A 12,824-nucleotide genomic window follows, 5' to 3' on the forward strand; every position below is an offset into this window, starting at 1 on the left:
GATCGGCGACGACTGCTGGATCGGCTCGGGAGCGGTCTTGGGAGCTCCCCCCGAGATCCTCGGCGCGTTACATCCGACGTCCTGGTCCGTCAGCGCCGGTCTGGGAATTCGAATCGGTGCTCGAACGACGATTCGCGAATTGAGCACAGTCCATCAGGGAAGCGAACGCCGCACCGAAATCGGCGAAGACTGCTTCGTGATGAACAGAGTGGGAATCGAGCACGACGTGCAGATCGGTGACCGCTGCGTCGTGTCCTCCGGTACGACGCTTGCCGGGCACGTCAGCGTCGGAGACGGCGTCAACCTGGGCATGCACACTGTCGCGCACCAACGACGCGTCGTCGGCTCCGGATCCATGATCGGCATGGGAACCGTCGTGGTCAAGGACGTCCCGCCCTTCTCCAAGGCCTTCGGCAACCCGGTGTCGTTGCACGGTGTCAACCGGGTCGGAATGAGCCGATCGGGTATCTCGGACGCGGACATTTCCGCAATCGAAGACCTCTACGCCGCCGGCAGCTTCGGCACGTCACCGGCCATTCCGGACTCGCTGTCGGAGGCCTTCACCTGGTGGCGGGAACGCGCCGACAAACCGCTCGTGGTTTAGCGAGACAAATCCTGGTTGGTATCGTCTGCGAAATGACGAACGGGCGGGATGCAGGCGCGTGAGTACCTCTCCCGAATCTGAACAACCGGTCGAAGACGTCGAACCGGCCGCAGAGCCGAACGCTCTACGCGGCCTTCTCGTCAACGGATTCAAGGTCCTCGTCACCCTCGCGATCGTCGTCGCGATCATCTTCGCGGTGAAGTCCCAATGGTCCGAGGTCAAGAACACGATCACCGAGCTGAACTGGTGGACGCTTGCCGCCTCGTCGGTGTTCATCTTCCTCGGTATGGGTGCCGCAGTGCGGGCCTGGCAACACGCACTCGGCGCCCTCGAACAACCGATTCCGGCCTTCGACGCCGCTCGCGCTTATCTGGTCGGCCAACTCGGCAAGTACCTTCCCGGCAGTGTCTGGGCCTTCGTTCTGCAAACGGAACTCGTGAGGCGCGCCGGTGTGTCCCGTGCCGCAGGCTTTGTCGCAGTGCTGGTCACGGTGGGGTTGAGCACAACTTCGGCGCTGGTCGTCGGCCTCTTCGGTCTACCTGCCCTGTTCGAGGTCAGCACGGCGGCAGCGGTCGGCGTGATCATCCTCGTACCGATCGCATTGGTCTGCGCCTACCCGCCGGTGCTCACACGCCTGGTGAACCTCGCGCTGAAACTGCTCCGCCGCACGCCGCTGCACAAGCCGCTCACGATGCACAAGATTGCGCTCGCATTGGGCTGGTGCGCAGCAAGCTGGGTGCTCTACGGCATCCAGTTGTGGCTACTCGCGTCCAGTTCGGCCGGCTTCGAAATCCGTGGGCTCGTCCAGTGCATCGGCGCTCTCGCCCTCGGTATGTGCGCGGGCGTCCTCGTGTTCGTCGTCCCGTCCGGAATCGGTGTCCGCGAAGCCGTCATCGTCGCAGCGCTTTCACCGTTCATGGATGCCGGCGTCGCGCTCGGCCTCGCACTGGCGTCGAGGCTGCTGTTCACCCTCTGTGAGGTCTTTGCCGGCGTCGTGGCTGCACTGTCGGGATCACGAGGCCTGCGCAATGCACTCGTGCACGAGCGCTCGCGGGTGCCGGACCCCACCAAAGCCTGACGTTCGGTCAGACCACTTTCTCGGACGCGGAATACTGCGTCTCGACGCCGGCCTTCTGCGGACGCCACCACTGCTCGTTGTCGCGATACCACTCGACGGTGGCTTCCAGTCCGCTTCGAAAATCGCGGTACTGCGGCTTCCACCCAAGTTCCTGCTGCAGTCGCGTCGAATCGATCGCATACCGCAGATCGTGACCAGGGCGGTCGGTGACGAAGTCGAAATCGTCCGGCTTGCGTCCGAAAATTTCGAGCAGGGTCGCAATCACCGTCCGGTTGTCGGTTTCACCGTCGGCGCCGATCAGATACGTCTCGCCGGACTTTCCGCGGTCCAGGATGTCCCAGACGGCGCGGTTGTGGTCCTCGACGTGAATCCAGTCGCGGACGTTGCGGCCTTCCCCGTACAACCGTGGACGCACTCCGTCGAGCAGATTGGTGATCTGGCGTGGGATGAACTTCTCCACATGCTGGTACGGGCCGTAATTGTTGGAGCAGTTCGAGATGGTCGCCGCGATCCCGAACGAGCGCACCCAGGCGCGCACGAACAGATCACTCGACGCCTTGGACGCGGAGTACGGGCTCGACGGGTTGTACGGTGTCGTCTCCGTGAACTTCGCCGGATCATCCAGTTCGAGGTCGCCGTACACCTCGTCGGTCGAAATGTGGTGATAACGGACCCCGTGCGAACGCACTGCCTGCAGGAGCGAGAAGGTTCCCATGACGTTGGTGCGCAAAAACGGTTCGGGGTCGGCGAGGGAATTGTCGTTGTGGCTTTCGGCCGCGAAGTGCACGACTGCGTCGGAGCGCGAGACAAGATCGTCGACCAGCGGCTCGTCGGCCACGTCGCCGTGGACAAACGTGATCCGGTCCTCGACGGACGCCAGGGACTGGCGATTTCCGGCGTAGGTCAGAGCGTCGAGAACCGTGACTTCCACGTCGGGACGCGTCGCCACCGTCTGATGAACGAAATTGGCACCGATGAAGCCGGCACCCCCGGTGACCAGTAGTCGCACGTCATCTCCTCAGGCTCATCGGACGAACCCCACTCTAGCGGCCGGGCGTGTCATGTCCGTTTGCGTCGGCAGGCAGGAGTGCAGGACACTGCACGCATGCGCGGAATCATTCTGGCCGGTGGCACCGGGTCGCGGTTGCACCCGATCACCCTCGGAGTGAGCAAGCAACTCTTGCCTGTCTACGACAAGCCGATGATCTACTACCCGCTCTCCACTCTCATGCTCGCCGACATTCGCGACATCTTGATCATCACGACCCCACACGACGCCGAACAATTCCGCCGGGTTCTCGGCGACGGCTCACAATTCGGCGTCAACCTCACCTATGCAGTGCAACACGAACCGAACGGCCTCGCAACGGCATTCACCCTCGGCGCAGAGCACATCGGATCCGACTCCGTGGCGCTCGTCCTCGGCGACAACATCTTCTACGGCCCCGGCCTCGGAACCCAACTCAGGCGTTTCTCCGACATCGACGGCGGAGCCGTATTCGCTTACTGGGTCTCGAATCCGACCGCCTACGGCGTCGTCGAATTCGACGACTCGGGTCGCGCCGTGTCCATCGAGGAAAAGCCGACGTCACCGAAATCCAATTACGCAGTCCCCGGCCTCTATTTCTACGACAGCGACGTCGTGGACATCGCACGCACTCTGAAGCCCTCTGCGCGTGGCGAATACGAAATCAGCGACATCAATCAGCACTATCTCGAAGCTGGCAAACTCTCTGTCGATGTCCTCCCCCGCGGAACCGCGTGGCTCGACACCGGCACACCCGATTCCCTGCTCGAGGCAGCGAACTACGTGCGGACCATCGAACACCGCCAAGGCCTCAAGATCGGTTCCCCTGAAGAGGTTGCGTGGCGTCAAGGATTCATCACCTCCGACCAATTACGCACTCAGGCAGAAGCATTGGGCAAATCCGGGTACGGCAACTACCTACTCGAGCTGCTCGAGCACGGCAAGGAATGGTGACGTGGAAATCCGTCCACTGAAGATCGCCGGAGCTTGGGAAATTACACCGAAGCAGTTCGGCGACAACCGCGGTGTCTTTCTCGAATGGTTCAAAAGCTCCGCCTTCACCGCCGCGACCGGCCGCACTCTCGACCTCGCGCAGGCCAACTGCTCGGTTTCCGAAGCCGGTAGCCTCCGCGGGATCCACTTCACCGACAATCCGCCCGGACAGGCGAAGTACATCACCTGCGTGAAAGGTGCCTTCCTCGACGTTGTCGTAGACCTGCGCGTCGGATCACCGACCTTCGGCGAGTGGGATGCAGTGGTGATCGACGACGTCGATCGACGAGCGGTGTTCCTTGCGGAAGGCCTCGGCCACGCGATCCTTTCACTCGAACACGGATCGACAGTGATGTACCTGTGCAGCGTCGAATACTCCCCCCACCTGGACCGCGACCTCGATCCCTTCGATCCGGAACTCGCGATCGAATGGCCGAGAACAGACCGTAAGGGCAACCCTCTGACCTACGAGCTCTCCGCAAAGGACGCTGCCGCGCCGTCCCTGGCGACGCTCCGCGCGGACGGCATGTTGCCCGGTTTTGTGGCCGAAGATTCGCCGAATCGGTAATCTTCACCTTTCACGACTCGATGGCATGACACCGGCGGGACGGACGGCTGGATGACCAAACGTGCGAGCAGACGCGGCCTGTGGACGGCCGTCGTTCTCGCAGCCGGCCTCGGTGGTCTCGCGCTGGTCGCACCGCCCCTGACTCCGGGAACGATCGAGTCCGCACCGGTCACCGTCATCACGACCACCCCACCCTCGCCGGTTGTTCCGCTCACCCCGGAGGAGCTCTCGGCCCGGGTGGTCCCCACCATCGTCACCATCACGGCGCCGGCCGGATTCACCACCACTGCTGGGACCGGGATCGTGCTCTCCCCTGACGGAGTGGTGCTCACGAATCACCACGTCATCAGCGGAGCTTCGGACGTCACTGCCGTCAGCATGTCCAACGGGCTGATCTACGACGCCGAGATCCTCGGGTACGACAGCGTCAGCGATCTTGCCGTCCTTCGACTCGCGGGCGCTGACGATCTGCCGGTGGCTGTGGTCGGCAAATCAGCAGAAGCCGCTCGCGGGGACTCCGTCACCGCAATCGGAAATGCGGAAGGCGGCGGAGTACCCGTCCCTGCTCCCGGCGTCATCACCAACCTCGGTGTCACCGTCAACACCCGCAACGTGTCCGACGGATCGCGAAACCAGTTGAAGGGCCTCATCGAGGTGGACGCGGACATCCGGCCTGGCGATTCCGGTGGCCCCCTGGTCAACGCCGTTGGCGAGCTGATCGGCGTCAGCAGCGCGGGCAACGCCGTCACCGACCGCACCGAAACATCACCGGCGCCTCAGTCCTACGCGATACCGATCGACACCGCACTACCGATCGTCGAGCAGGTACTCGGCGGCCGCTCCTCCGAGACCGTGCGTGTGGGACCGACACCCGTACTCGGTGTCGCGGTGAAGGATCACGCGGACATGCCGGCCGGCGCCGAAGTTGTTGCCGTGAGCTTCGATTCGCCGGCCGAGCGGGTGGGGCTGACCAAAGGTGCGGTCATCACCGAGTTCGGTGGCAGCCGGATCGCGTCGTCCGCTGATCTCAACGCGGCGATGAGCTCGCGCCGCCCCGGCGACACCGTCGCGGTGACGTGGGTGGACGCAACCGGGCAACCCGGGACCGGTTCGCTGGTCCTCGACGAGGGGCCACCTCGCTAGTCTTAGAAGGCGCCAGCCGTGAAAGCATCGTGGCATGACCACGGTTCTCCTGCTCACCTGTGACGGCGCCGCCCGCGAGGCGGATGTCGAAAGCAAACTCGTCATGGATGCTCTCACCTCCTACGGCATCGCGTCGACGATGGCGCCGTGGTCGAGCCCGTCCCTCCTCGATATCGACGCCGACCTGGTTCTGATCCGGTCGACCTGGGACTACACCCAGCGCCTCGACAAATTTCTTGCCGTTCTCGATCAGCTGACCGCTCCGATCGCCAATCCACTCTCGATCGTGAAGTGGAACGCACACAAGGGATACCTCACCGAACTTGCCGCGGCCGGCGTACCTATCGTCCCAACCGCTGTGATCGCTGCCGGACAGAGCGAAACACTCACCCTCCCTTCGTTCGAGGGTGCCGACGTCATCGTCAAGCCGGCAGTGTCCGCCGGCGCTGTCGGAGTGGGAAAGTTTGCCTCGGGGTCCGCGCAGGCCCACGCTCACCTCAGCTCGATCCTCGACGGCGGTAACGACGCGTTGGTCCAGCCATTCGTCTCGGACGTCGTCGACGGTGAGCGCTCGATCATCCACATCGGCGGACGCTACTCGCACGCTGTCCGGAAGATCCCGGCCGCCAACGACTTCCGCGTGCAGGAATTTCACGGCGGAACCAACCACCTCCACCAACCGTCCGCCGCCGAACTCGCGGTGGCCGACGCAGCACTGGCCGCGACCCCATGCGGCCCCGGCGAATTGCTTTATGCACGTGTGGACGTCGTGGGCCCGGTGGATCAACCACTGCTCATGGAAGTGGAATTGATCGAGCCAGAACTCTTTCTGCCATTCGCCCCTGGATCTGCCGACGCCCTCGCACGGGCAGTTGTCGCGTCACTAGGTCGGTGACGCGCCACGGAGTGCCTTCTTGTCGATCTTCCCCAAAGCAGTGAGCGGCAGCGCTTCCAGAATCGAAATCTCCTTGGGCGCCCAGATCGGACCCTTGTGCGATCTCACGTGCGCGATGAGTTGATCGGGTGTGACCGACCATCCCGTCTTCAGTACGACTGCGGCGGTAACAGCTTCTCCCCATTGAGAATCGGGGACACCGAATACCGCACATGCTGCCACCGCGGGATGATGTCCGAGTGAGTCCTCGACTTCGCGCGGGTAGACGTTGAATCCACCACTGATGATCGTGTCTTTGATGCGGTCGACGATCGAGATGAGCCCACTTTCGTCGATTCGAGCAACGTCGCCGGTGTGCAACCACCCATTCGCGAGCGCTGCAGCGGTTTGTTCAGGTTTGTTCCAATAGCCGTCCATCACGAGCGGACCTCGCACACAAAGCTCGCCGGGTACGCCCGTCGCCGTCTCGTTTCCCTGCTCGTCAAGCAACACCACTTCGACACCTGGCATCGCGCGCCCACAACTCCCCAAAACTGCGGGATCGTCCGTGTGCTCACGTGTATCGAGTACCGTCAACGCATTCGGGGCTTCGGCCTGACCGTAATGCTGGCTCAGGATCGGCCCGAACACCGCCCCTGCCTGCTCGAGCCTGGTGGGGTCGATGGGTGCAGCACCGTAAAGCATCCAGTTCAGCCCAGACAGATTCGCATCCGACAGGCGTGGATGGTCGAGTAAGGCATAGAGCATCGTGGGAACCACGAATGTAGCTGTGACTCCGCCATTTTCGATGGCGTCGACAACTCTGTCCGGGTCGAACGACCTGTGCAACTCGAAGCTTGCACCTCGCAGCAGACCGGGTGCGACGAGCAGACCGGCAGCATGAGACATCGGCGTAGTGAGCAGCATGGTGGTTTCAGCCGGCCACTCCCACGTGGTGCAGGCCCAGGCATTGGCGACCAAGGATCGGTCCCTGAGCATGACGCCTTTCGGCTCACCGGTGGTTCCACCGGTGTAGAAGAGATACAAAGCTCGACCCTGACCGCCTAAGCCTGAACCTATTCCCGCCGTACCCAATTCACACGCTGATTCGAGGGCTGACAGTGACATCACTCGAGTCTGTGCCGCTTCGGCGCGTACCTGGAACTGTCCGTCGGCAACCAACAGGAGATCGGTACCACTGTCTTTCAGCACCATCCTGTCGTTCTCTTCGGTCGCGAGCGGATGGAGTGCCGTGTAGCGCACGCCCGCCAGACACGCCGCGGCCATGACCGTGAATGCTTCAGGACACGGCCCCGCAAGCAGGGCGACCCCGGCTCCGTCCGGCAGAGCGAAGCTACTGAGGACACCTGCAATCCGCTCGATCTGTTCCGCAGTCTGCCAATATGTCAGCTCGGCCCGATCACCGTTCCGATCCGTGAATCGAAACGCGATGTGGTCTGGTCGGCGTCGCAGCGCCGACAGAATCAGATCCGCATATCCCGCTTGCACCTGCAAGCCTGGCGCCATCGGTTCATCGTTCATGATGTCCGCGTTCATCGTGGCCCTCCCAAGATCGTGACCGCGGCGACGGCTTCCTCGATGCCGTAGAGACCTCCGCCGTTCTCTGCGACCGCGATTCGAGCACCCGGAACTTGTCGCCGCCCTGCTTGTCCACGCAACTGCGTGACAAGTTCGAAGACCTGCGCCAGTCCCGTTGCCGAGACCGGATGACCACGGGACTCGAGCCCACCTGACGGATTGACCGGACGCACGCCTCCCAACGAACTCGCACCGGACGCCGACCACGCGCCGCCCTCACCGATCGGGCAGAACCCCAGATTCTCGACCTGCTGCACTTCACCGAAGGCCGTGGCGTCGTGGACCTCTGCCACATCCACATCGCCTGGCCCGACTCCGGCTTCCTCGTATGCGCTCATTGCTGCACGGCGACCGATGTGACTCTCCACGTCATCTGCGGTCCGATCCGTGCCTGACACCAAGCTGCAACCGAGTACCTGCGCCGCCCGCCGAGAGGAATCGTGCCTTCGAGCAAAGTCCGCACTGGTCACAATGACCGCCGCTGCACCGTCACTGACGGGCGAGCACATCGGAACTGTCAGAGGCCACGCGACTCGCCTTGCGGCAAGCACCTCTTCGACGCTGAAGAGTTTGCGAAAGTGCGACCGCGGATTGTGCACGGAATGCGCATGATTTTTGGCTGCTACGGACGCGAGCTCGAACTCGGTGGTTCCGAATCTCTCCATGTGCGCCCGGGCAAGAGAAGCGTAGATCTCCATGAACACCGACCGCTCACCCTGCGATCCGAGTGCATCCGGCAGCGGAGCGGACAGCGAAGCAAGGCCCGCGAGCGTCTCGTCGCGATGCGCAACGTCGAGTGCACCGTCGAACACCTCCAGACTTCGAGCCGGATCCGAGCACACCAGCTTGTCCACCCCGACCGCCAACGCGACCTCGGACAGACCGGCGCGAACGTGGGCGATCGCCAGCCAGAGTGCAGTCGCGCCGCCGGCGCAGGCATTTTCGACATTGACGACCGGGACTCCCCCGAAACCGTATGGCCTCAAGGCAATCTGGCCTGGGATCATGTGCTGCCGGTCGATCGCCTTCTGGCTGACTGTCGCGTAGAAGACCGCACCGACGTCACCGCGGGTCAGGCCCGCGTCTTCGACGGCATCGATCGCCGCACGCCCCGCCAATTCCGAGGCCGCGGTATCCGCGTGCCGCCCGAAGAGAGTCGCGCCGACACCGAGAACCATGACTTCGCCGCTCACGCCACCACTCGATTCCTCAATACACCGAGGCCGGTGACCTCGAGTTCGACTACGTCTCCCGGTTCCAGGAACCGCCCGTGCTCCAAGCCGCATCCACTCGGCACGGTGCCGGAACAGAAGACTTCACCCGGGTACAGCCGCGTGGAAGTCGAAGCGAACGAAATCACGTCCTCGAAACGATGGTCCATGTCGGCGCTGGTTCCTCGGCTCACCTCGTCTCCGTTGATTCTCGCGGTCATCTCGAGTTGGTAGGGGTCACCGACTTCGTCGGCCGTCACGATCCAGGGCCCGAGGACATTCGCGTTCGAAAAGTCCTTGCTCTTACTGAGACCGAGTCCGGTGGAGATCTCCTCGAGCTGAGTATCGCGGGCGCTGAAATCGTTGAAGATGGTGTAACCGAAGATATGCGCAGGGGCATCCGCGCGTGAGATGTCGGTTCCACCGCGCCCCAGCACACAGGCGAATTCGAGTTCGTAATCGCGCAGGCTCGAGTACTCGGGCCACACGACGTCAGATTTGTGTCCGGTCACCGCCAATCGGTTCGCTATGTAATACAGCGGGCGCTCCAACTGGATCTTCGGCAGTTCGACGTCCTCGAGTGCGACCCCTTGAATTCGGGCGCGAGCGTTGCGGAAGTGATCCATGAAGCAGCCGAAGTCTCGGATCTGGACCGGCTGAGGAAGCGGCGACATCCAGCGCACATCACCTGCGTCGACGATTGCACTTGCCGGCGGCTCGTCTGCGAGCCGATCCAGGGTCTCCCGTGCCGCCGGACCACCTTCGATGATGGTTTGCATGGTTTCCAGTTCTGGAGCCGGTTTTCCCGTCACATCATGATGAGCTCGCTCGAGTAACAACAGTTGCTCGCCGCTGCCCGTCACCAGAGCCGTCTGCTGAGTCTTTTCGTATTCGACGGTCGCAAGTTTCACTGTGAGTCAATACCTTTCACTGAATTGTTCGTTAGGTGAGGCAGGAATTTTGCTCAGACGAACGCGACCACACGAGCCGGGGCAGCGCTGGCTCGCGCAAGCTTGATCGGGAAAAACGCCACGTGAAATCCCGAGGGCGGAAGCGCGGCGAGGTTCGCCAGTTGCTGAACGATGAATACTTCACGTTCGCGTCCGGCCCGGTGCCCGTCCCAGAGAACCGAGTTGTCCCCGGTGTCACGAAATTTCTGCGCCATGACTGCAAAGCTCAAGTCCCAGCCGGCAGCGTCGGTGCCCAGCACCTTCGCGCCTTGCTCGGCGAGAAACAGCGTGCCTTCGCGACTCATCCCTGGATACTGAAAGAACCCTGGATCAGCCAAGGTGAAGCTCTCTTGTCCGGTACGGAGCAACACGGCACCACCCTGGGGAACGGACGCACCGTTTTCCGCCAGGGCAGCTTTCAGCGCGTCCACCGAGATCGGCTGATTCGCCTCGCACCGGCCGCGCAGGTCGAGCACCACTGTCTCGCAGAACAATTCATCCAACGCGATGTCTGTGATCGTGCGAGAAGGCTTACCCTCCGAGGTTGATCCGTAGTGCAACGGCGCGTCGACGTGTGTGCCCAGATGGCTGTTGAACTCACTCAACATCTCCGATCCCCACCCCTCACCGTCCGGAAGATCATGAACTCCGCACTGCAGTGCTGCCGCGAACTCGTCGCGTCCGGCACCTGCGGGGTGCGAGTAGGTCACCGAGGGGGCAACGACGGAAGCCAGTGCCTTCAAACCCTCGGGGAGCAATTCCCGATCGGCCGGATCGAGAGTTCTAGTCAGATCGATGAGTTCCATGTCCGCCCATTCCGTTAAGTTATTGGACGCTCAGCATAGAACTGGACGATCAACATAGGCAAGAGGGTGTCGCGAGAGGAATACGGCCGGCCGATGGCCGGCCTCGTAGCATGAGTGCGGTGCGCAGGTCTCGGCCCCGACGGGCGCGTCGACGTCACCGCGTGCCGGAATTGGCTGCACTCGAGAACGAAAGAAGGCAGGAACACCGAATGGCGTCGACACGCAAGCAGGAGATTTCCGAGGAAACCAGACGGCGACTGGTGAAAGCCGCGGCCGAACTGGCTGCCGAAGGCGGGTCGACCGCGATGTCCGTACAAGCCGTGGCAGAAAGATCCGGTATCAGCAGAGGGTCCGTGGCCTGGCACTTCGGATCGAAGGACGGGCTTCTACGAGCCGTCGTCGAGGACGCATTCCGGTGGGGCATGGAAAAGCTACGCGCAGAGTTGGCATCATCCTCGGCGACTGGAATCGAAGCATTGATCGAAGCCAACTTCGTACTGATGTCATACCCCGAGGCACGAATTTTCTCGACCATCTTGATCGAAGCCGTGATTCCCGGGTCCACCATCCGCGAGACCTACGCAGAGCAGTACGTCGCAATGCGAACGCTGTACGCGGACTACCTGCGTTCGATCGACACCCCGGTCACCAATCCGGAGTTGGTTGCCGTCACCCTTCTGGCCGGCACTCTCGGGATCAACCTCCAACATCGCCTCGATCCCGACAACGTCGATCGACGTTCAGCAGTAACCGAGCTCGAATCGATCTATGCCCGCGCGATGGCACCTACCACAACGTCAGGACACGAGAATCCCTAACCGGACCGGAAGTTCAACTTCCCGAACAACTTTCGCCCGCGACCTGGGGCGGGACCGCATCCAGCCTGGCGCGAATGAACCTGGCAACGTCACGTAGCGCAGCCCGGCTCTCCGGCAAGCCAGGCCAGACGGCGGGAAACGCGTGAACCTGGCCGTTCCAGATCTGCAGCGAGCACGGCACCCCCGCGGCGGCGAGCCGTTGCGCCATCACCTCCGAATCGACTCTGAGCACCTCGGATTCGGCGGCGATCAGCAACGACGGCGGCAGAGCGGCCAGATCGCCGTCGACGGGTGAGTTCGTCTGTCCGCCAAGCTTTCCGATCGCCATCAATGCCGACACCGGGGCGATCACGTCGCGTCGAGCGTTGGCGTGGACTGATTTGGTGGTGCAATCGAGATCGAGGAGAGGTGAGAGCCCGACAAGACCGGCCGGAACCTCGAGCCCCGCGGAAACAGCTGCAAGTGCCGTCGCGAAGACCAGAAAGCCTCCGGCCGAATCGCCAACGAAGACAACCTTTTCCGGCAAGGCTCCCTGTTCGAGGAGCCACCGGTATGCATCGAGACAGTCGTCGACGGACCCGCTGATGCTCGTGCTCGGCAACTGTCGATATGCGATGTGCAGGACCGGAAGGCCGGTTCGCTTGGCGATGCTTGCAACGACCGGCCGATGCGTGTTGAGCCCGCAGCACATGAACCCGCCGCCGTGCAGGTAGAGAACAACACCGTCGCGCAGATCAGCCGTCGAGCCTGCCGTCCGCACGAGTTCACCGTCGAAACCTGGAAAGCGAATCGCTTCCCGATCGATCCCGGACGGAATGCGTACACCCGCGGCCGAGTCCAGCACTGCGGCGCGGCGCATGGCGCCAGGCGTCAGCGGCGCGATCCCGACCACGGGCCGAAGCATCCATCGACACGCGTTGTAGAGGACCTGCGATTCGATACTCGGCCTGCCGTATCGAGTTCCGGTCCTTCGACTGACTGTCGGCAACAGAGACATCTGTCCAGATTAGAAGCGATCAGGCACCGAAGAGGTCGACTTCGTCGAGATCGTCGACGATCGTGACCTTTCGTTTCCGCCCGCCGATGACCTTGCCCAGACCGCGCAGTCCACTGGACTGAGCTTTCGGGGCGGGTTCGATGCGCTGCGGCGCAA

The 12,824-nt window shown here is 62.7% G+C and carries 13 protein-coding genes; 7 read left to right on the plus strand and 6 right to left on the minus strand.

Going from position 1 to position 12,824, the window contains the following annotated elements; genetic code table 11:
• Positions 1-604 (plus strand): DapH/DapD/GlmU-related protein (locus tag ACYP01_RS27100; protein WP_459683141.1); only part of this gene is annotated, 604 nt, incomplete at its 5' end.
• A gap of 58 nt (positions 605-662) precedes the next feature.
• Complete coding sequence (locus ACYP01_RS27105) at positions 663-1,682, plus strand: lysylphosphatidylglycerol synthase transmembrane domain-containing protein (protein ID WP_058038039.1); 1,020 nt, start codon at positions 663-665, stop codon at positions 1,680-1,682.
• 7 nt (positions 1,683-1,689) lie between these two features.
• Here ACYP01_RS27105 and rfbB read toward each other — a convergent pair whose 3' ends face one another.
• The gene (rfbB, locus tag ACYP01_RS27110) at positions 1,690-2,691 is read right to left on the minus strand and encodes a dTDP-glucose 4,6-dehydratase (RefSeq protein ID WP_165638719.1); all 1,002 of its coding nucleotides are present in this window, start codon (positions 2,689-2,691) and stop codon (positions 1,690-1,692) included.
• Between the two features lie 96 nt (positions 2,692-2,787).
• Here rfbB and rfbA point away from each other — a divergent pair, with 96 nt between their 5' ends.
• Genes rfbA through ACYP01_RS27130 form a run of 4 tightly spaced genes read left to right on the plus strand, consistent with a single transcriptional unit; the run spans position 2,788 to position 6,308 of the window.
• Positions 2,788-3,663 (plus strand): glucose-1-phosphate thymidylyltransferase RfbA, encoded by an 876-nt coding sequence (rfbA, locus tag ACYP01_RS27115; protein WP_459683142.1) that lies wholly within the window; start codon positions 2,788-2,790, stop codon positions 3,661-3,663.
• Between the two features lies 1 nt (position 3,664).
• The gene (locus tag ACYP01_RS27120; protein WP_151097587.1) at positions 3,665-4,270 is read left to right on the plus strand and encodes a dTDP-4-dehydrorhamnose 3,5-epimerase family protein; all 606 of its coding nucleotides are present in this window, start codon (positions 3,665-3,667) and stop codon (positions 4,268-4,270) included.
• A 51-nt stretch (positions 4,271-4,321) separates the two neighbouring features.
• Complete coding sequence (locus tag ACYP01_RS27125; protein ID WP_081557213.1) at positions 4,322-5,413, plus strand: S1C family serine protease; 1,092 nt, start codon at positions 4,322-4,324, stop codon at positions 5,411-5,413.
• Positions 5,414-5,447: 34 nt separating this feature from the next.
• Positions 5,448-6,308: an ATP-grasp domain-containing protein gene (locus ACYP01_RS27130; protein ID WP_260646340.1), complete on the plus strand. Its 861-nt coding sequence runs from the start codon at positions 5,448-5,450 to the stop codon at positions 6,306-6,308.
• On the opposite strand, the gene ACYP01_RS27135 is transcribed toward ACYP01_RS27130, so the two are convergent.
• From ACYP01_RS27135 to ACYP01_RS27150, 4 genes are read right to left on the minus strand one after another with little or no spacing between them, the layout of a single operon-like run.
• Positions 6,297-7,844, minus strand: a complete 1,548-nt coding sequence (locus ACYP01_RS27135; RefSeq protein WP_058038043.1) for an AMP-binding protein — start codon at positions 7,842-7,844, stop codon at positions 6,297-6,299. The two genes, ACYP01_RS27130 and ACYP01_RS27135, sit on opposite strands and share 12 nt — an antisense overlap.
• Positions 7,841-9,079 carry a thiolase family protein gene (locus ACYP01_RS27140; RefSeq protein WP_030535807.1) on the minus strand — a complete coding sequence of 413 codons (1,239 nt, stop codon included), beginning with the start codon at positions 9,077-9,079 and terminating at the stop codon, positions 7,841-7,843. The genes ACYP01_RS27135 and ACYP01_RS27140 overlap by 4 nt, the downstream gene beginning before the upstream one ends.
• Positions 9,076-10,008, minus strand: coding sequence for a fumarylacetoacetate hydrolase family protein (locus tag ACYP01_RS27145; protein ID WP_030535808.1), 933 nt, complete (start codon positions 10,006-10,008; stop codon positions 9,076-9,078). Before ACYP01_RS27145 ends, ACYP01_RS27140 begins: the two co-directional genes overlap by 4 nt.
• Before the next feature lie 53 nt (positions 10,009-10,061).
• Entirely contained in the window at positions 10,062-10,853 is a 792-nt protein-coding gene (locus ACYP01_RS27150; RefSeq protein ID WP_051649531.1) for a cyclase family protein, read from the minus strand.
• A gap of 209 nt (positions 10,854-11,062) precedes the next feature.
• On the opposite strand from ACYP01_RS27150, the gene ACYP01_RS27155 reads away from it, so the two are divergent.
• Positions 11,063-11,671, plus strand: coding sequence for a TetR/AcrR family transcriptional regulator (locus tag ACYP01_RS27155; RefSeq protein ID WP_158170230.1), 609 nt, complete (start codon positions 11,063-11,065; stop codon positions 11,669-11,671).
• Positions 11,672-11,684: 13 nt separating this feature from the next.
• On the opposite strand, the gene ACYP01_RS27160 is transcribed toward ACYP01_RS27155, so the two are convergent.
• Entirely contained in the window at positions 11,685-12,668 is a 984-nt protein-coding gene (locus tag ACYP01_RS27160; protein WP_030535811.1) for an alpha/beta hydrolase, read from the minus strand.
• Positions 12,669-12,824 lie beyond the last annotated feature (156 nt).

The organism is Rhodococcus sp. no. 34, from assembly GCF_054589475.1.

What these genes read in the sequence shown, in the direction of transcription:
- rfbA (WP_459683142.1), top strand. Translation starts at nt 2,788, where the DNA reads ATGCGCGGAATCATTCTGGCCGGTGGCACCGGGTCGCGGTTGCACCCG.
- ACYP01_RS27125 (WP_081557213.1), top strand. Translation starts at nt 4,322, where the DNA reads ATGACCAAACGTGCGAGCAGACGCGGCCTGTGGACGGCCGTCGTTCTC.
- ACYP01_RS27130 (WP_260646340.1), top strand. Translation starts at nt 5,448, where the DNA reads ATGACCACGGTTCTCCTGCTCACCTGTGACGGCGCCGCCCGCGAGGCG.
- ACYP01_RS27135 (WP_058038043.1), bottom strand. Translation starts at nt 7,844, where the DNA reads ATGAACGCGGACATCATGAACGATGAACCGATGGCGCCAGGCTTGCAG.
- ACYP01_RS27150 (WP_051649531.1), bottom strand. Translation starts at nt 10,853, where the DNA reads ATGGAACTCATCGATCTGACTAGAACTCTCGATCCGGCCGATCGGGAA.
- ACYP01_RS27155 (WP_158170230.1), top strand. Translation starts at nt 11,063, where the DNA reads ATGGCGTCGACACGCAAGCAGGAGATTTCCGAGGAAACCAGACGGCGA.
- ACYP01_RS27160 (WP_030535811.1), bottom strand. Translation starts at nt 12,668, where the DNA reads ATGTCTCTGTTGCCGACAGTCAGTCGAAGGACCGGAACTCGATACGGC.